Source organism: Streptomyces sp. NPDC002513 (assembly GCF_053595355.1).
Genome location: NZ_JBSFXK010000001.1, coordinates 181,381 through 200,276, shown reverse-complemented (window position 1 = coordinate 200,276; position 18,896 = coordinate 181,381). Strand labels below are relative to the sequence as shown.

General features: G+C 69.9%; 14 protein-coding genes. 11 read left to right on the top strand and 3 right to left on the bottom strand.

Annotated elements, in window-relative coordinates; genetic code table 11:
- Positions 1 to 28 precede the first annotated feature (28 nt).
- Positions 29 to 2,776 (bottom strand): pyruvate dehydrogenase (acetyl-transferring), homodimeric type, encoded by a 2,748-nt coding sequence (aceE, locus tag ACWD5Q_RS00950; protein ID WP_451424844.1) that lies wholly within the window; start codon positions 2,774 to 2,776, stop codon positions 29 to 31.
- A 456-nt stretch (positions 2,777 to 3,232) separates the two neighbouring features.
- Between aceE and ACWD5Q_RS00945 the strand changes: the two genes are divergently transcribed.
- From ACWD5Q_RS00945 to ACWD5Q_RS00920, 6 genes are all read left to right on the top strand, one after another.
- A complete protein-coding gene (locus ACWD5Q_RS00945) occupies positions 3,233 to 3,670 on the top strand; it encodes a DUF3052 domain-containing protein (protein ID WP_451424843.1) in 438 nt (145 codons plus the stop codon).
- A 195-nt stretch (positions 3,671 to 3,865) separates the two neighbouring features.
- Positions 3,866 to 4,324 (top strand): peroxiredoxin, encoded by a 459-nt coding sequence (locus ACWD5Q_RS00940; RefSeq protein ID WP_451424842.1) that lies wholly within the window; start codon positions 3,866 to 3,868, stop codon positions 4,322 to 4,324.
- Positions 4,325 to 4,436: 112 nt separating this feature from the next.
- Positions 4,437 to 5,012, top strand: coding sequence for a TerD family protein (locus tag ACWD5Q_RS00935; protein ID WP_451424841.1), 576 nt, complete (start codon positions 4,437 to 4,439; stop codon positions 5,010 to 5,012).
- A 798-nt stretch (positions 5,013 to 5,810) separates the two neighbouring features.
- Entirely contained in the window at positions 5,811 to 6,386 is a 576-nt protein-coding gene (locus ACWD5Q_RS00930; protein WP_451424840.1) for a TerD family protein, read from the top strand.
- A 50-nt stretch (positions 6,387 to 6,436) separates the two neighbouring features.
- Positions 6,437 to 7,585 carry a DUF475 domain-containing protein gene (locus ACWD5Q_RS00925; protein WP_451424839.1) on the top strand — a complete coding sequence of 383 codons (1,149 nt, stop codon included), beginning with the start codon at positions 6,437 to 6,439 and terminating at the stop codon, positions 7,583 to 7,585.
- A 187-nt stretch (positions 7,586 to 7,772) separates the two neighbouring features.
- Positions 7,773 to 8,504, top strand: a complete 732-nt coding sequence (locus ACWD5Q_RS00920; protein ID WP_451424838.1) for a TerD family protein — start codon at positions 7,773 to 7,775, stop codon at positions 8,502 to 8,504.
- Between the two features lie 36 nt (positions 8,505 to 8,540).
- On the opposite strand, the gene ACWD5Q_RS00915 is transcribed toward ACWD5Q_RS00920, so the two are convergent.
- On the bottom strand, positions 8,541 to 9,413 hold the full coding sequence (locus ACWD5Q_RS00915) for a TerD family protein (protein WP_451424837.1): 873 nt from the start codon (positions 9,411 to 9,413) through the stop codon (positions 8,541 to 8,543).
- 232 nt (positions 9,414 to 9,645) lie between these two features.
- On the opposite strand from ACWD5Q_RS00915, the gene ACWD5Q_RS00910 reads away from it, so the two are divergent.
- The 3 genes from ACWD5Q_RS00910 to ACWD5Q_RS00900 all read left to right on the top strand — a co-directional run bounded on the left by ACWD5Q_RS00910 (position 9,646) and on the right by ACWD5Q_RS00900 (position 14,119).
- A complete protein-coding gene (locus tag ACWD5Q_RS00910) occupies positions 9,646 to 10,812 on the top strand; it encodes an HpcH/HpaI aldolase/citrate lyase family protein (protein ID WP_451424836.1) in 1,167 nt (388 codons plus the stop codon).
- Positions 10,813 to 10,886: 74 nt separating this feature from the next.
- A complete protein-coding gene (locus ACWD5Q_RS00905; protein WP_451424835.1) occupies positions 10,887 to 13,310 on the top strand; it encodes a phosphoribosyltransferase in 2,424 nt (807 codons plus the stop codon).
- The gene (locus ACWD5Q_RS00900) at positions 13,307 to 14,119 is read left to right on the top strand and encodes an HAD family hydrolase (protein WP_451424834.1); all 813 of its coding nucleotides are present in this window, start codon (positions 13,307 to 13,309) and stop codon (positions 14,117 to 14,119) included. Before ACWD5Q_RS00905 ends, ACWD5Q_RS00900 begins: the two co-directional genes overlap by 4 nt.
- A gap of 115 nt (positions 14,120 to 14,234) precedes the next feature.
- Here the strand turns inward: ACWD5Q_RS00900 and ACWD5Q_RS00895 are convergent, their stop codons facing one another.
- Positions 14,235 to 14,456 carry an FmdB family zinc ribbon protein gene (locus tag ACWD5Q_RS00895; RefSeq protein WP_451424833.1) on the bottom strand — a complete coding sequence of 74 codons (222 nt, stop codon included), beginning with the start codon at positions 14,454 to 14,456 and terminating at the stop codon, positions 14,235 to 14,237.
- 846 nt (positions 14,457 to 15,302) lie between these two features.
- Here ACWD5Q_RS00895 and ACWD5Q_RS00890 point away from each other — a divergent pair.
- Both ACWD5Q_RS00890 and ACWD5Q_RS00885 read left to right on the top strand, forming a co-directional pair.
- A complete protein-coding gene (locus ACWD5Q_RS00890) occupies positions 15,303 to 17,405 on the top strand; it encodes a transglycosylase domain-containing protein (protein WP_451424933.1) in 2,103 nt (700 codons plus the stop codon).
- 57 nt (positions 17,406 to 17,462) lie between these two features.
- Positions 17,463 to 18,779, top strand: coding sequence for a hypothetical protein (locus tag ACWD5Q_RS00885; protein WP_451424832.1), 1,317 nt, complete (start codon positions 17,463 to 17,465; stop codon positions 18,777 to 18,779).
- Positions 18,780 to 18,896: the final 117 nt, after the last annotated feature.

The following is an 18,896-nucleotide window of genomic DNA, read 5'->3' as shown; positions in this document are numbered from 1 at the left end:
CCCCGGTCCGCTCAGGGCCGGCCCGGCCTCAGGCGTCGCCGCCCGCCACCCCGGGGTCGGCCGCCGTCACATCGAGCAGCCGGTAGCGGTCGATGGCCTGCTTCAGCACCGAGCGGTCCAGCTTGCCCGCCCGGGCCAGCTCGGTGAGCACCGCGACCACGATCGACTCGGCGTCGATGTGGAAGAAGCGGCGGGCCGCACCGCGCGTGTCCGCGAAGCCGAAGCCGTCCGCGCCCAGGGACTGGTAGGCACCCGGCACCCAGCGCGCGATCTGGTCCGGAACCGACCGCATCCAGTCGGACACGGCCACGAACGGGCCCTCGGCACCGCTGAGCTTCCGCGTGACGTACGGCACCTGCTGCTCCTCCTCCGGGTGCAGCAGATTGTGCTCCTCGCAGGCCACGGCCTCGCGCCGCAGCTCGTTCCAGGAGGTCGCCGACCAGACGTCCGCCCGGACGTTCCACTCCTCGGCGAGGATCCGCTGCGCCTCAAGGGCCCAGGGCACCGCCACACCCGACGCCATGATCTGCGCCGGCACCGCGCCCGAGGTGCCCTCGCTGAGCCGGTGGATGCCCTTGAGGATGCCCTCCACGTCCACGTTCGCGGGCTCGGCCGGCTGCTGGATCGGCTCGTTGTAGACGCTGAGGTAGTAGAAGACGTCCTCGCCGTGCGGGTGCTCCGCCGAGCTGCCGTACATCCGGCGCAGACCGTCCTGCACGATGTGGGCGATCTCGTACCCGTACGCCGGGTCGTAGGCCACGCACGCCGGGTTGGTCGAGGCGAGCAGCTGAGAGTGCCCGTCCGCGTGCTGGAGCCCCTCGCCGGTCAGCGTCGTACGGCCTGCGGTCGCGCCCAGGGCGAAACCGCGCGAGAGCTGGTCGGCCATCTGCCAGAACTGGTCGCCGGTCCGCTGGAAACCGAACATCGAGTAGAAGACGTACACCGGGATCAGCGGTTCGCCATGTGTCGCGTACGCCGAACCGGCCGCGATCAGCGAGGCCGTGCAGCCCGCCTCCGAGATGCCGTCATGCAGCATCTGCCCGGTCGGCGACTCCTTGTAGGCGAGCAGCAGATCGCGGTCGACCGCCTCGTACTGCTGGCCGAGCGGGTTGTAGATCTTCGCGCTCGGGAAGAACGAGTCCATGCCGAACGTGCGGTACTCGTCCGGCGCGATCAGCACGAACCGCCTGCCGATCTCCTTGTCCCGCATGAGGTCCTTGAGGAGACGGACGAAGGCCATGGTCGTCGCGATCGACTGCTGGCCCGAACCCTTCTTCACGGACGCGTACGTCGTGTCGCCCGGGAGCTGGAGCGGCTTGGACCGCACGACGCGTGTCGGCACATACCCGTCGAGCGACGTGCGCCGGTCGTGCATGTACTGGATCTCCTCCGAGTCCCGCCCCGGGTGGTAGTACGGCGGCAGGCCGGACTCCAGGTCCTTGTCGGAGATCGGCAGGTGCAGACGGTCCCGGAAGTGCTTCAGGTCGTCGACCGTCAGCTTCTTCATCTGGTGGGTCGCGTTGCGGCCCTCGAAGTTCGGGCCGAGCGTCCAGCCCTTGATCGTCTTGGCCAGGATCACCGTCGGCTGGCCCTTGTGCTCCTTGGCCGCCGTGAACGCCGCGTAGATCTTGCGGTGGTCGTGACCGCCACGGCCCAGGTGCAGGATCTGGTCGTCGGTCATGTTCTCGACCATCGCGCGCAGCCGCTGGTCGTCGCCGAAGAAGTGCTCACGGATGTAGGCGCCGGACTCCGTGGCGTACGTCTGGAACTGGCCGTCCGGCGTGGTGTTCATCTTGTTGACCAGGATCCCGTCCCGGTCCTGCGCCAGCAGCGGGTCCCAGGTGCGGTCCCAGATGAGCTTGATCACGTTCCAGCCGGCACCCCGGAAGACCGACTCCAGCTCCTGGATGATCTTGCCGTTGCCGCGCACCGGGCCGTCCAGGCGCTGCAGGTTGCAGTTGACGACGAAGGTCAGGTTGTCCAGGCCCTCGCGGGCGGCGAGGGTGAGCTGGCCGAGCGACTCCGGCTCGTCCATCTCGCCGTCGCCGAGGAACGCCCACACATGCGACCGGGAGGTGTCCGCGATGCCCCGCGCCTGCATGTAGCGGTTCATCCGGGCCTGGTAGATCGCCGAGATCGAGCCGAGGCCCATGGAGACCGTCGGGAACTCCCAGAAGCCCGGCATCGAGCGCGGGTGGGGGTAGCTGGACAGGCCGTAGGGCGCCTTGGACTTCTCCTGGCGGAACCCGTCCAGGTGTTTCTCGCTGAGCCGGTCCAGCAGATACGCGCGGGCGTAGATGCCCGGCGAGGCGTGGCCCTGGAAGAAGACCTGGTCACCGCCGTCGCCCTCGTCCTTGCCGCGGAAGAAGTGGTTGAAGCCCACGTCGTACAGCGAGGCGGAGGAGGCGAAGGTCGCGATGTGCCCGCCGACCCCGATGCCGGGCCGCTGGGCACGGGAGACCATGACGGCGGCGTTCCACCGCGTGGCGTTGAGGATCTTGCGTTCGATCTCCTCGTTGCCGGGGAAGAACGGCTCGTTCTTGGTGGGGATGGTGTTGACGTAGTCCGTGCTGCGCATCTCGGGCACGGCCACGCGCTTCTCGCGGGCCCGCTCGATCAGACGGAGCATCAGGTAGCGGGCCCGCTCACGGCCGCGCTCGTCCACGGCGGCGTCGAGGGAATCGAGCCACTCCTGGGTTTCCTCGGGATCGAAGTCAGGAACCTGACTCGGAAGGCCGCCAATGATGATCGGATTGCGATCGGATCCGGAAGCCACGCTGTTCCTTACCTGTCAGAGGGCCACTTCTGCATGTGCCTGCGCCGCTCCCCATCGTGTACCTGGGGCGAGCGAAACGTCATCTCTACCGCGAGGTAACCACGACGGCGGACGGGGCTTCGCGGGCGGGTCCGGCCAAAACGCAACGATACGCTCGGGTCGTGATCTGTACCGCAAAGCCATTCGAGTCTCGTACCCGCAGAGGATTCCAGAACGGGCAAACCGGGCAGAACGGTGTGGTGTAGATCACCGTGAGGCGCGATACGGTGCCTGAAGTTGCGGTGACACGGCCAGGATCGTCACCGTTTCGGCGGTCTGAACGGCCGGGTACTTGCGCGATCCGTCCCGCCCGTGTGGACTACGGCCAATGCTTCGCGTACGCGCGTGGCTGAGATTCCCCCGAGCTCTTCACGAGCAGGGGGTACCCCCATCCAAGACATGATCAGGAGGCAACCCGTGAGCGCGACCGCGGACCACGCGGAGGAGCGGACGAACCCTGCCGCGAGGCTGGGGTTCCAGCCCGAGCAGGTGGTCCAGGAGATCGGCTACGACGACGACGTCGACCAGGAGCTCCGCGAGGCCATTGAGGAAGTTGTCGGCAGCGAGCTTGTGGACGAGGAGTACGACGACGTCGCCGATGCCGTGGTGCTGTGGTTCCGCGACGAGGACGGCGACCTGACCGATGTGCTGGTGGACGCCATCACGTACATCGAGGAAGGCGGCTCGATCCTGCTCCTCACGCCGAAGACCGGCCGGAGGGGCTACGTGGAGCCGAGCGACATCTCTGAAGCCGCGACGACGGCGGGTCTGTCGGCGTCCAAGAGCGTCAGCGTGGGCAAGGACTGGAGCGGCTCCCGGCTGGTGACGCCGAAGGCGGCCAAGTCCAAGCGGTGACGCTCCGCCGGCCGTGACCCCGCACCGCGGCGGCCGCACCCGGGGGCCTCGCCCCCGGGCCCCGTACCGGCCGCCCGAACGGCCTCGTCCGTGAACGCCGGACGGGCTGACACCGCTCAGCCCGTCCGTGGCCCTCGGTGAGCGCTGCGTAGGGTGGTTCCCACCCGAACAGCCCCACCGAAGGGAAGCAGGACCATGGCGATCCAGGTCGGCGACAAGGCCCCCGACTTCGAACTCCGGGACAACCACGGCGCGACCGTGCGGCTCTCGGACTTCCGTGGTCACAAGAACGTGGTGCTGCTCTTCTACCCGTTCGCCTTCACCGGCGTGTGCACCGGCGAGCTGTGCGCGCTGCGCGACAACCTGCCGAAGTTCGTCAACGACGACACGCAGCTGCTCGCCCTCTCCAACGACTCCATCCACACCCTGCGCGTCTTCGGCGAGCAGGAGGGCCTGGAGTACCCCCTGGTGTCCGACTTCTGGCCGCATGGCAACACTTCGCGCGCCTACGGCGTCTTCGACGAGGAGAAGGGTTGCGCGGTGCGCGGGACCTTCATCATCGACAAGGAGGGCGTGGTGCGGTGGACCGTCGTCAACGATCTGCCGGACGCCCGTGACCTGAACGAGTACGTGAAGGCGCTCGACACCCTGTGATTCTTCGGTTCCAAGGCCTGCGGGGCATGGGAACCCGTCACTAGGATCGAGTCGTTGTTCCGATATCAACGCACGACGGGGCTCTCCGCCCCTGGACACCAAGGGAGGACTCGTGGGAGTCAGCCTCAGCAAGGGCGGCAACGTATCGCTGACCAAGGAGGCCCCCGGTCTGACCGCGGTCCTCGTCGGTCTGGGCTGGGACGTCCGCACCACGACCGGCACCGACTTCGACCTGGACGCCAGCGCCCTGCTGCTGAACCCGTCCGGCAAGGTCGGCAGCGACCAGCACTTCGTGTTCTTCAACAATCTCAAGAGCCCCGACGGCTCGGTGGAGCACACCGGTGACAACCTCACCGGTGAGGGCGAGGGCGACGACGAGGTGATCAAGGTCAACCTCGCCACGGTCCCGGCCGACGTCGACAAGATCGTCTTCCCGGTCTCGATCTACGACGCCGAGAACCGCCAGCAGTCCTTCGGGCAGGTGCGCAACGCGTTCATCCGCGTCGTCAACCAGGCCAACCAGCAGGAGATCGCACGGTACGACCTGAGCGAGGACGCCTCCACGGAGACCGCCATGGTCTTCGGCGAGCTGTACCGCCACGGCGCGGAGTGGAAGTTCCGTGCCATCGGCCAGGGCTACGCCTCGGGACTGCGCGGTATCGCGCAGGACTTCGGCGTGAACGTCTGATCCGGGCCGGCCACGGTCCCGGACCCGGATTCACCGACGTCCGGCGCCGTCCCGTCAGGGTCATGGCGCCGGACACAGGGGGAATGGCCGATTCCGTCCGCCGGGCGGTGTCCGTCTCCGTCGGCGCTCCGTCGGCGGGAGGCGGCCGTTTCCGCCCCTCGGCCGGGCGTCGGCTGTCTCCCACGCAAGGGGAGGAGTCGTCTCCGTCCGTCGGGTGGTCTCCGTCTCCGGCTGCGGGGAGGCGGCCGTTCCCCACTGCCGGCCGGGCGGCGACCGTCTCCGCGCAGGGGAGGAGTTGTCTCCGGCTGTCGCGTGGTGCCCGTCTCTGCCGGCGGGGGCAGCCGTCCCCCTCGGTCGGCCGGGTGTCGGCCGGCCCCGCCCCGCCCGGGGGAGTGGCCGTCTCCGTCCGCCGGGCGGTACCCGTCTCCGTCGACCGGGAGTCGGCCGTACCCGCCCGTAGGCCGGGCGTCGGCCGTCCTGGCCCGCAGGACGGGGGGTGGCTGCCCCGCCCACGGATCGGCGTCCGCCGTCCCGCCCACGGATCGGCATCGGCCGACCCACGCAAAGGGAGGAGCCCGCTCCGCTCGTCGGGCGGTGTGCGTCTCCGACCGCCGGAGGGGAGCCGTCTCGGCTCGCCAGGGGGTTTCCGCCTCCGGTCCTCGGGGGAGCCACCCCCCGACCGCCGAGGGTTCCGCCCTCGTACCGCCAGGATGACCACGGGGGGACCGGCCCCCACCGCCGGGGGTCTCCGCCCCCGGGACGACGCGATATCGCAGTATCTCGGGGAGGACCAGCATCATGGGCGTCACACTCGCCAAGGGAGGCAATGTCTCCCTCTCCAAGGCCGCGCCGAACCTCGCACATGTGATGATCGGGCTCGGCTGGGACGCGCGCTCCACCACCGGAGCCCCCTTCGACCTCGACGCCAGCGCGCTGCTGTGCCACGGCGGCCGGGTCCTGGGCGACGAGTGGTTCGTCTTCTACAACCAGCTCAAGAGCCCCGACGGCTCGGTCGAACACACCGGCGACAACCTCACGGGTGACGGCGAGGGTGACGACGAGACCATCCTGGTCGATCTCGCCAAGGTGCCCGCCCGGTGCGACAAGATCGTCTTCCCGGTCTCCATCCATCTGGCCGACGAGCGCGGCCAGACTTTCGGCCAGGTCAGCAACGCCTTCATCCGTGTCGTCAACCAGGCCGACGGCCAGGAACTCGCCCGCTACGACCTGAGCGAGGACGCCTCCACCGAGACCGCCATGATCTTCGGCGAGGTCTACCGCCACGGCGGCGAATGGAAGTTCCGAGCCGTGGGTCAGGGGTATGCGTCCGGGCTTCGCGGGATCGCTCTAGACTTCGGAGTCAACGTTTCGTAAAGCCGGGTACGGCGAGGGGGGAACCCCTACACGTACGGATTGGGTATCCAGTGCTTTTGAAAACCTTCGGCTGGTCGTTCGTGGTCACCGCGATCGGCCTCGCCGCAGCGGTCCTCTACGGGGGGTGGACCGCCTTTGGCATCGTGGCGATCCTGTCCGTCCTCGAGATCTCGCTGTCCTTCGACAACGCCGTGGTCAACGCCGGAATCCTGAAGCGGATGAATGCCTTCTGGCAGAGAATCTTCCTCACGGTGGGCGTACTGATCGCGGTCTTCGGTATGCGACTGGTCTTCCCGGTCGTGATCGTCGCCGTCACCGCGAAGAAGAGCCCGATAGACGCGGTCGATCTGGCGCTGACCGACAAGAACCAGTACCAGCAGCTCGTGACCGACGCACACCCCGCGATCGCCGCGTTCGGCGGGATGTTCCTGCTGATGATCTTCCTGGACTTCATCTTCGAGGAGCGGGACATCCAGTGGCTGCGCTGGATCGAGCGCCCGCTCGCCAAGCTCGGCAAGGTCGACATGCTGTCGGTCTGCATCGCGCTGATCGTCCTGCTGATCACCTCCTTCACCTTCGCCACCCACGCCCACCAGCACGGCGGCGCGCACGTCGACAAGGCGCAGACGGTCCTGATCTCCGGTATCGCCGGCCTGATCACCTACCTGGTCGTGGGGGGCCTGTCCGGCTTCTTCGAGGGCCGGCTGGAGGAAGAGGAGGAGCGCGAGCAGGAGGAGGAAGAAGAGGCCCGGCGCACCGGCAAGAACCGCTCGGCGGTGCTGCTCGCGGGCAAGGCCGCGTTCTTCATGTTCCTCTACCTGGAGGTCCTGGACGCGTCCTTCTCCTTCGACGGCGTGATCGGCGCCTTCGCCATCACCAACGACATCGTGCTGATGGCACTCGGCCTCGGCATCGGCGCGATGTACGTCCGGTCGCTGACCGTCTACCTCGTCCGCCAGGGCACCCTCGACGAGTACGTCTACCTGGAGCACGGCGCGCACTACGCGATCGGCGCGCTGTCCGTGATCCTCATGGTCACCATCCAGTACGAGATCAACGAGGTGATCACCGGTCTCGTCGGTGTCGTCCTGATCGGCTGGTCCTTCTGGTCCTCGGTGCGCCGCAACCAGGCGCTCGCCGCGGCCGAGGGAAAGGGCGCGGCCTCGGACGAACGGGCTGAGGTCTCGTCCGCCGTCTAGCACCCTCCTCTTCGGGGCTCGGTTCGCCTCCAGGACGCACAGGCCCCTTCGGCTCACTCGCCGAACGCGGCCGCAGCGTGGTGTGGACCGGGTTCCGACGAGGAACGCTCTTTCGGGGCGGCCGTGAGGACTCGTCGCCCTCGGCGGCCGCCCCGCGGCTGTTGAACCACTGGCACTGGGGGCGGACATGGGCTTCTGGGACGGCGTGTGGCGCGGGCGCGCCACCGACTTCGACTCGGGCAGCGCGGCGACCAACGCGATCGAACTGACCAAACGGCACCACCGGGTCTCGCTCACCAAGCAGGGGGCGGCGACCGGCAATCTGCGCATCAACCTGTCGTGGCGGATGCGGACCTCTGACATAGGCGCCCCCGAGCGGGTCAGCCTGCTGCGCCACCCTCTGCGGCTGTTCACCCCGGAGGTGGTGCAGGCCCACACCCAGAGCATGGTCAACGTCGACCTCGACCTGGGCTGCATGTACGAGCTGGCCGACGGCTCCAAGGGCGTGGTGCAGCCGCTGGGCAACTTCTTCGGGGAGCTGAACGACCCGCCCTACATCAAGCTCAGCGGCGACGACCGGTTCGGCTCCGGCACCGGTGAGACGATCTTCGTCAACCTGGACCACCGGGACGACTTCAAGCGGCTGCTGATCTTCGTCTACATCTACGACCAGACGCCGGCGTTCGACCGTACGCACGCCATCGTCACGCTCTACCCCAGCAACGGCCCGCGCATCGAGATCAGCCTCGACGAACGCCACCCGCAGGCCCGCTCCTGCGCCGTCGTCCTGATAGAGAACATCAAGGGCGAGCTGGTCGTCCGCCGCGAGGTGAAGTTCGTGTACGGCTTCCAGGCGGAACTGGACCGGCTGTACGGGTGGGGCCTGCAGTGGGGCCGGGGCTACAAGGCCAAGGCGTGACCGGCGGCTGCCCTGTGCCCACCACCCCCGCCGCCGCTACCGCCCGATGAACTGCGGCCCCTGCGGCGGCAGCTCGAAGTCCGGGTCCGGGACGGGCGCCGCCGTGGGCGGATAGCCGTAGGCGGGCGCGGGCACCGCGGCGGTCTCCGGCTGCGGGTAGCCGTAAGCCGGCTGACCGGTCGGCTGGGGGTAGCCGTAGGCGGGCTGCGTCGCCGACTCCGGCGGATATCCGTAGGAGGGCGCCGGCTGCTCCGGCGGCAGCGGCACCGACACCTCGGGCGGCGCGGGCACGGACGCCGTGGCCACGGCGGGTACCGGGGCCGTGGCCCCCGTCGGCACCTGCCCGGTGCCGGCCGGCGGGGTCTCGGACTCGTCCACCGAGATGCCGAAGTCGTTCGCGAGGCCCTTGAGCCCGTTGGAGTAGCCCTCGCCGAGCGCCCGGAACTTCCAGCCCTCGCCCCGCCGGTACAGCTCCCCGCAGATCAGCGCCGTCTCCGCGCCCGTCTCCGGCTTGATGTCGAAGTACGCGAGCGGTTCGGCGTCGGCGGCGGAGGCGTCGTACAGCAGCACACGCAGGGCCCGCACCCGGTCGAAGGGGACGTCGTCCGCCGAGGCGACCAGCAGGATCTGGCCCACGCCGGGCTCGACGCCCGTCAGATCCGTCTGGATCGTGTCGGTCAGCCCCTCCGGCTCCCGCTTCTTGCCGAGCAGCCGGACCGCCCCCGACGGATGCCGGGGCTGGTTGTAGAAGACGAAGTCCTCGTCGGACCGCACCCGTCCGTCGGGACCGAGGAGCAGCGCCGAGGCGTCGACGTCCGGGACGCTCTGTCCCGGCGCCCAGCGCAGCACCGCCCGTACCGCGGCGGCCTCGAGCGGTACGTTCGACCCCTTCAGCATCGCGTGCGTCATGGCGTCATCCTGCCCTCTCCGTCCTGGTCACGACAACGTGGGGGTGGCGCCCCGGCGTGGCCGCCCCACCCACCCCCGCATACCACCGACCGGTCATCGACACAGCCGGGTTACCTGAACTTCACGCCCGACGGGAACCCCCGACATGGAGTTCTACGTACTATTACCGGCCGCCTCTTTTCGGGGCGTCCAGCACCAAGGTTCGGGCCGTCCGGCAGCACGGGGGAGTTTCATGCGTCATTTCGGGCATATCGCCCCTGAGGGGCGGCGGCGTCTCTTCCATCGGGAGCCGGCCGTCTTCACCGCCGACTCGCCCGCCCGCGTGCTCGCGGCGGCCCTCGGCGCCACCCTGTACAGCCCGGCGACCCGGCCGCACCTGGCCGACGACGTGCTCAAGCAGGCGGGCCGCGGAGTGGTCTCCATGGTGCTGTGCCTGGAGGACTCCATCGACGACGCGGACGTCGTGGACGCCGAGGAGAACCTGGTCCGGCAGTTCACCGGCCTCGCGGCCCTCCCGGACGCGGAACCGCCGCTGCTGTTCGTCCGCGTCCGTGCCCCCGAGCAGATCCCGGACCTGGTGGCCCGGCTCGGCCCGGCCGTGCGGCTGCTGTCCGGGTTCGTGCTCCCGAAGTTCACCGAGGACCGGGGCGTGCCGTTCCTGGAGGCCCTGACCGCGGCGGAGACGGCGAGCGGGCGCAGACTGTTCGCCATGCCGGTCCTCGAGTCCCCCGACCTGCTCTACCTGGAGACACGCCGGGAGACCCTGGACGGCATCTTCCGCACGGTCGACAAGTGGCGCGACCGGGTCCTCGCACTGCGCCTCGGCGTCACCGACTTCTGCTCCTCCTACGGCCTGCGCAGAGCGCCCGACATGACGGCCTACGACGTCCAGATCGTGGCCTCCGTGATCGCCGACGTCGTCAACGTGCTGGGGCGCGCCGACGGCACCGGGTTCACGGTGACCGGCCCGGTGTGGGAGTACTTCCGGGTCCAGGAGCGGATGTTCAAGCCGCAGTTGCGCCGCAGCCCGTTCCTGGAGGGCGAGGTCGAGGAACTGCGCGAGGCGCTGATCGAGCACGACATGGACGGGCTGCTGCGGGAGATCGCCCTCGACCGCACCAACGGCCTGCTCGGCAAGACCTGCATCCACCCCTCGCATGTGATGCCCGTCCACGCGCTGTCCGTGGTCAGTCACGAGGAGTACAGCGACGCACAGGACATCCTGCGGCCCGAGCGCCTCGGCGGGGGCGTCCTGCGCTCCGCGTACACGAACAAGATGAACGAGGTGAAGCCGCACCGCGCCTGGGCCGAGCGCACCCTCCAGCGCGCCGAGGTCTTCGGCGTCGCGAACGAGGACATCGGCTTCGTGGAACTGCTGGCGGCCGGGGTGCCGCACTGAGAGCTCCGAGCTCCGAGCTCCCAGCGCCGAAACCGCCGCCCAACCGTCGTACTGAGAAGGAACCGAGGAAGAACGTGGTCTGGTCCGGGACCTGGGTCGCCGAGCGGCTCGGGGTGGAACTCGTCGGTGACGAGCGGCTGCCCGAACTGCTGGGACTCGCGCTCAGGCGCAACCCCAAGCGGGCACACCTGCTCGTCTCCAACGTGCTGGGCAAGCACGTCCCGCAGTCCCCGTCCGTCGTCCACGGCCACGGGGTCGCGCTCGGCCGCCGGGTCAGGGACCTGCTGGGCGCCGACGAGGCCGGGCGCGCGGTCGTGCTCGGGTACGCGGAGACGGCCACTGGTCTCGGCCACTGTGTGGCGGACGGCCTCGGTCTCGCGCCCTATCTGCACTCCACCCGCCGCCCCGTCGAGGGCGTCGCGCGCGCGGGCGGCTTCGAGGAGTCCCACTCCCACGCCACCTCGCATCTGCTGCTCCCCAAGGACCCGGCGCTGCTGGCGGGCGACGGCCCGCTGGTCCTGGTCGACGACGAGTTCTCCACCGGCAACACGGTCATGAACACGATCCGCGACCTGCACGAGCGCCATCCGCGGCGGCGGTACGTCGTCGTCACCCTCGTCGACCTGCGCTCGCCCGCGGACCTGGGGCGGCTCGAGGACTTCGCCCGGGAGATCGGTGCCCGGGTGGACCTGGTCACGGCCGCCACCGGGACCGTACGGCTGCCCCAGGGGGTCCTGGAGAAGGGACGGGAGCTGGTGGCCCGGCACGAGTCGGCGGTTTCCGACCGGCCGGCGCACGGGACGGTCACCCGGGTCGCGCTCGGCTGGCCCCGCGGTCTGCCCGACGGCGGACGGCACGGGTTCACCCCCGGACACCGGGAGCGTCTGGAGCGCGCGCTGCCCGCCATGGCCGGGCGGCTCGCCGGGGCGCTGCCCGCCGAAGCCCGGCGCGTACTCGTGCTCGGCACCGAGGAGCTGATGTACGCGCCGCTCAGGCTCGCCCGCGAGCTGGAGCGGCTCCAGGCCGCCGAGGTCCGCTACTCCACGACCACCCGCTCGCCCGTCCTCGCGGTCGACGACCCCGGCTACGCGATACGCACCCGGATCGTCTTCCCCGCCCACGACGACCCGGCCGACGGCCCCGGCGAACGCTACGCCTACAACGTCGCGGACGCCGGCTTCGACGCCGTCGTCGCCGTCGTGGACTCGGCGGCCGACACCCCCGCACTGCACGCCCCCGGCGGCCTCCTCGACCGGCTCGCCGCCCACACCCCGCACGTCCTGCTCGCGGTCGTCCCGAGTTACGTCCCCGCGCCTGCGTACGCCCCCGAAAGGCCCGCCATGCTGCCCGAGCCCCTTCGCGGCCCCGCCTTCTCCTCGTACGCGCCCGACGAGGTCGGCTGGCTGCTCCAGGACCTCTCGGACGTCACCCTGGAGGCGCCCACCGAGGAGCGCGAGGAGGCGATCCAGAGCGGCGGCGCGCACTACGCCGAGTCGCTGCCGGTGGAGTACCAGCCCAGCGAGCAGTACCAGGAGCTGTTCCACGCGGCCCTGGACGCCTCGGCCGCGCGGCTCGCGCAGGCCGTCGGAGTGGTCACCGAGACCGTCCTCGCCGAGCGGTCACCGATGCCGGTCCTCGTCTCGCTCGCCCGGGCCGGCACCCCCGTCGGCGTCCTGATGCGCCGGTGGGCGAAGCACCGGCACGGCCTCGACCTGCCGCACTACGCCGTGTCGATCGTCCGCGGCCGGGGCATCGACGCCAACGCGCTGCGCTATCTGGCCCACCACCACGACCCCTCCGACGTCGTCTTCGTCGACGGCTGGACCGGCAAGGGCGCCATCACCCGGGAACTCGCCGAAGCCGTACGCCGCTTCGAGGAATCCGAGGGCGTCACCGGCTTCGACCCGGAGATCGCGGTGCTCGCCGACCCGGGCTCGTGCGTGCGGACCTACGGCACCCGGGAGGACTTCCTCATCCCGTCCGCCTGCCTCAACTCGACGGTGTCCGGGCTGATCTCACGCACCGTGCTGCGCGCCGACCTGGTCGGACCGCACGACTACCACGGCGCCAAGTTCTACCGCGAACTCGCCGCGGCGGATGTCTCGGCCGTCTTCCTGGACGCCGTCTCCGCCCGCTTCGGAGAGGTCGAGGAGGCCGTCGACGCGCAGGCCAAGGAACTGCTCTGCGGTGACCGCACCCCGACCTGGGAGGGCTGGGCGGCGGTGGAACGCATCAGCGAGGAGTACGGCATCCACGATGTGAACCTCGTGAAGCCGGGCGTCGGCGAGACCACGCGCGTGCTGCTCCGCCGGGTGCCCTGGAAGATCCTGGCCCGGTCCGGGGCCGGCGCCGACCTCGGCCATATACGCCTGCTGGCGGAGCAGCGGGGCGTGCCCGTGGAGGAGACCGACGGGCTCCCGTACAGCTGTGTGGGGCTGATCCACCCTCAGTACACGCGGGGCGCCACCGGCGCCGACGGCCGGGCGGTGACCGTATGAACCCCGTGCTGGTCGCCAGCGACCTCGACCGTACGCTGATCTACTCGGCCGCGGCGCTCGCACTCACCATGCCCGACGCGCGGGCGCCCCGGCTGCTGTGCGTCGAGGTGCACGAGAGCAAGCCGCTGTCGTACCTGACCGAGACCGCGGCGGCGCTGCTCACCGAACTCGCCGACCGGGCGGTGTTCGTGCCCACCACGACCCGCACCCGCAAGCAGTACCAGCGCATCAACCTGCCCGGCCCCACCCCGCCGTACGCGATCTGCGCCAACGGCGGGCATCTGCTGGTCGACGGTGTCTCCGACCCCGACTGGCACACGGCGGTCCTCACGCGGCTCGCGGCGGAGTGCGCGCCGCTGGCCGAGGTGCGGGACCATCTGGCGGCCACCGCGGACCCGGTCTGGGTGCGCAAGCACCGCCTCGCCGAGGACCTGTTCGCCTATCTCGTCGTGGAGCGTGAGCTGCTGCCCGAGGAGTGGGTGAAGGAACTGACAATCTGGGCGGAGAACCGCGGCTGGACCGTGTCGTTGCAGGGCCGGAAGATCTACGCCGTGCCGAAGCCGCTCACCAAGAGCGCGGCCGTGCGCGAGGTCGCCCGCCGCACCGGTGCCTCGCTGACGCTGGCCGCCGGGGACTCCCTGCTGGACGCGGACCTGCTGCTCGCGGCGGACCTCGGCTGGCGCCCGGGCCACGGCGAACTCGCCGACGCCGACTGGACGGCGCCGGGGATCAGCGCCCTGCCGGAGCGGGGCGTGGCGGCCGGGGAGCGGATCCTGCGGGAGTTCCTGAAGGCGGCGCGTCAGGTGTAGGGCGCCCCCGGGCCGCCCTCGGTCCGGGGACGGGCCGGGTCGGCTCGGACAGCCGGAACCGGGACGACCGGCGGACAAAGGGTGCCGACAAAGGCCGCCGGCAAAGCCTCTTGGCTCAGCCGCAGCAGCCCCCGCCGCAGCATCCGCCGCCCGAGCCGCCGGCCCGGGGGGCCGGTGCGGGGGCGGAGGACGTGCCGCCCACCGCCACCGTGGACAGCAGCTTCACCGTGTCGTCATGGCCCGAGGGGCAGGCCGCGGGGGCCGAGGACTCCGCCATGGGGCGGCTCAGTTCGAATGTGTCGCCGCAGGTACGGCAGCGGTACTCGTAGCGAGGCATACGCACAGACTAACCGGGGGTTCCCGCTGGTCCCAGGACGCCGACGGCAGACGTGCTCCTGAAGGGCGACCGGAGAGCCTTCTTAAGATCTCCTCAATATTCTCGGCGCGGACACTTCAGTGCCGCTCCTGGGCCGAGACAGCACAGAAGTCGCTGATAATTTATATGCGCCACGATGAGCCGCGAGGTCGTGAGGGGGGCTCGCTGCACCATGCGTGGCCGCTGTATCTGCCCGCGCGCAAGACCGAGTGCGAGGGAGACGCAGTCGTGACCGAGGCATGGCAGCGAAATGGGGGCCGGTGTTGCCGGGCCCGTGTGCACACCGGGGGCGTCGTGGCTAGCGAAGACGGGGACCGTCCGCACCGTCGGGCAGCGTCGCATCAGTCCGGACAGCGCCCCACCGAGGGTGAGTCCCGGGCCGGGGGGTCCGGCGACGACGCCCGGGCCGAAGGGTCCTTCGATCCGGACACCACCATGCAGTTGAGGGCCGGGATGCCCCTGCCCCCGGACATCACCGTGCAGCCGAAAGCCGGGGTGCCCCTGCCCCCGGACACCACCATGCAGTTGAAGGCCGGGACGCCGCTGCCCCCGGAAGCCACCCCGCAGCCGAAGGCCGGGGTACCTCTGCCTCCGGAAGGCACCCCGCAGTTGAAGGCCGGGGTGCCCCTGCCCCCGGACACCACCATGCAGTTGAAGGCCGTGACGCCACCGGTCCGGGGGGCCGGCGGGCGGGCGCGGCCGGATGCCGCCGCGCGGCCGGGTGAGGATGCCGTCACGCGACCGCGCAAGGGCGCCACGGCACCCGGCCAGGCGGACGCTCCCGCGCCGCAAGCGCCGGACGCCACCATGCAACTGCGCGTCCTCAAGCCGGAGATACCCGGCCGGCGCGCCACCCGCAAGAAGGCAGCGCCGCCGTCGGCCCTCACTCGTGTCACCGCCGCCCTCGCGCCGTTGGCCGGGAAGCTCGAACCCGTCACCCGGCAACTCGCGCCCTACGCCCGGAAGGCCGCGCCCTACGCCCGCAAGCTCAAGCCGGTGTATCCGCGGCCGGGCCGCGTCGGCTGGCGGCGCTGGGCGCCCTCCTGGCGCCAGTGGCTCGGGGCGGTGCTGGCGTCGATCGGGCTGAGCGGCGCGTTCCTCGTCGTCGCCTACGCCGCCACGGACATACCGAACAACCTCAACTCGTACGCCACCCAGCAGGACAACGTCTACTTCTGGTCCGACGGCACCCCCATGGCCCGTACCGGATGGGTGCAGCGGCAGGCGATGCCCCTGAAGGACATACCGGTGCAGGTGCGGTGGGCGGTGCTCGCGGCGGAGAACGAGAGCTTCTACACCGACCCGGGCATTTCCGTCAAAGGCCTCTCCCGCGCCCTGTGGCGCACGGTCGGCGAGGGCGACACCGAGGGCGGCTCCACGATCACCCAGCAGTACGTCAAGAACGTCTATCTGACGCAGAACCAGACGGTCAGCCGCAAGTTCACCGAGGCGATGATCGCCCTCAAGCTCGACAACAGGATGAGCAAGGACGAGATCCTCGAGGGCTACCTCAACACGAGCTGGTTCGGCCGCGGCACCTACGGCATCCAGCGTGCCTCCCAGGCCTACTACGGCAAGGACGTCAGCCGGCTCAACGCCTCGGAGGCCGCCTTCCTCGCCTCCCTGCTGAAGGGCGCCGGTCTCTACGACCCCACGCTGAACAAGGCGAACCACCACCGGGCGGTGGAACGCTGGTCCTGGATCCTCGACCGCATGGTCAAGATCGGCAAGCTGTCGCCGGCCGAGCGGGCGAAGTACAAGACGTTCCCCGAGCCGCTCAAGCAGAACCCGCTCTACGACACCGGCAAGCAGAGCGACTACCTGGTGGAACTGGTGACGCAGTACGCGAAGAAGTCCGCGCACATCTCGGACAAGCAGTTCGACCTGGGCGGCTACCAGATCTACACGACCTTGGACCGCAAGCGGGAAAACGCGCTCACGGACGCCGTGACCAAGGCCCGCGAGCAGGCGGCGCAGGACCACGCCGCCCTGGTGAAGACCGCCCACTACGGCGCCGCCTCGGTGGCCGACGACGGACGGATCCTCGCCGTGTACGGCGGCCCCGACCACCGTACGCAGGGCTACAACGAGTCCAACGCGGCGACGGTGCCCGCGGGTTCGGCGTTCCTGCCGTTCGTCTACGCCGCCGGCCTGGAGCACGGAGTCCACAAGACCCGTGGCGGTCCCGCGACTCCGGTCACCCCGGAGACGGTGTACGACGGCGACGACGGCATCCCCGTCACCACGCCCGAGGGGCCGTACTGGGACCGCAGCGGCAAGAAGGTCTCGGCCCACAACGACGGCGCCAAGTCCTATGGTCAGATCACCCTGAGCCAGGCGCTCGTCCGCTCCGTGAACACCCCGTTCATGCAGCTCGGGATGGACACCGGACTGGCCGAGGTGCGCCGGACGGCGCAGGCGGCCGGGCTGCTCTCCTCCAGCATGGGCTCCCAGGTGCCCATGCTGTCCCTCGGCAACTCCACGCCCAGCGCCATCCGCATGGCGAGCGGGTACGCCACCTTCGCCGCGGACGGTACCCACACCGAGCCCTACTCGGTGCTCCGGATGACCCGCAACGGTGCCGCGGTCGCCCTGAAGACGCCGACGGCCGGACGGGCGGTCGGCTCCACGGTGGCCCGCCAGGTCACCGAGGCGCTCACCGAGTCCTTCCGCCGCGCCCATCCGGACGCGGTCTCCGCCTCGGCCCCGGTGGCCGGGAAGGCCGGCACGACGCAGAACGACACCGCCTCCTGGTACGTCGGAACGACCGCGTCCGTGTCGACCGCGGTCGTCGTCTACCGCATGGACCTGTCCAAGAGCCTCGAACCACTGCCGCTCGAGGGACTCGACGGCACCGCAGCCGCCGTCCCCTACGGCATCTGGTCGAACGCCCTGAAGCCCCTCGGCTGACGCCGACGGCCGGGACACCGCACGCAGCCACCCCCCTCCTCGCAGAACGAGCCGCCCATGACCACGAGAAACGCTCGTCGCCGCCGAGCACGCCCGTCCCGCTTCTCCCGTCTCTCGCGTACCAACGGCCGTATCAACGGCCGGGTGACCCTGGCGGTCCTCCTCGCCGTGGCCTCCGTGACGATCACCTGCCTCGTGGTGTCTTGGCCGGACAGCACCGCCGCGACCGCCTCCGCCGATTCCGGTACCGCCAGGAACGGAGGCGGCAGCGCCGGCGTCAAGGCCACCGAGGAACCCGCGTGGGACGGCAAGACACAGATCATCGGGGACGGCTCCACCTCGTACACCGGTCCGCAGCAAGGCGAGTTGAAGGCGGAGCCGCTCAAGCCCGGTGAGAAACCGCCGCAGTTCGTCGTGTTCTCCTGGGACGGCGCCCTGGAGGGCGACGACCATCTCTTCTCCCACTACCGCGAGATGGCGAAGCAGTACAACGCCCACATGACGTTCTTCCTCACGGGCATCTACCTGCTGCCCAAGGACAAGAAGAACCTCTACCACCCGCCGCAGCACCCGGTGGGTGCCGCCGCCATCGACTACGCCACCGACGAGCACATCCGCACCACGCTGGAACAGCTCCGCAAGGCCTACGACGAGGGCAACGAGATCGGCACCCACTTCAACGGACACTTCTGCGGCGCCAAGGGCGGCGGCGACTGGAGTGTCGACGAGTGGAAGAGCGAGATCGACCAGTTCTACTCCTTCGTCGAGAACTGGAAGACCAACACCGGCTACAAGGACATCCCGGCCCTGCCCTTCGACTTCAAGAAGGAGGTCACCGGCGGGCGCGCGCCCTGCCTGGAGGGCCAGAAGAACCTGCTGAAGGCCATGAAGAGCTACGGCTGGCGCTACGACGCCAGCTCCCCGGGCGACTTCCAGATATGGCCGGCCAAGAAGAACGGCGTCTGGGACTTCCCGCTGCAGATGCTCCCGTACGAGGGCGGCAAGTACCAGGGCCTGTCCATGGACTTCAACTTCCTCTACAACCAGTCGGGCGGCGAGACCCACGGCAAACCCGCGAAGTATCCCCAGTGGGAGCAGATGACCGTGGACTCCTACCTGGCCGGCTTCAACCGCGTCTACTACGGCAGCCGGGCACCCCTGTTCATCGGCAACCACTTCGAGGACTGGAACGGCAGCATCTACATGAAGGCCATCGACCAGGTCGTGAAGAACGTGTGCACCAAGAAGGGCGTCAAATGCGTGTCCTTCAGGGAGTTGGCCGACTGGCTCGACGTGCAGAAGCCCGAGACCCTGCAACGGCTGCGCGGCCTGGACCCGGCGCAGTCGCCGGACTGGTCGACGGTGGTCAAGTGACCCCGGTAACCGCTTGGTTCCACTTGCGCGTCCCCTCTTCACAACAGGCGCACACGCCGTGCGAAGATGCCGTCGCCCGGTAGGTGTACCGGTGTAGAGGGGAAACAGCATTGAAAT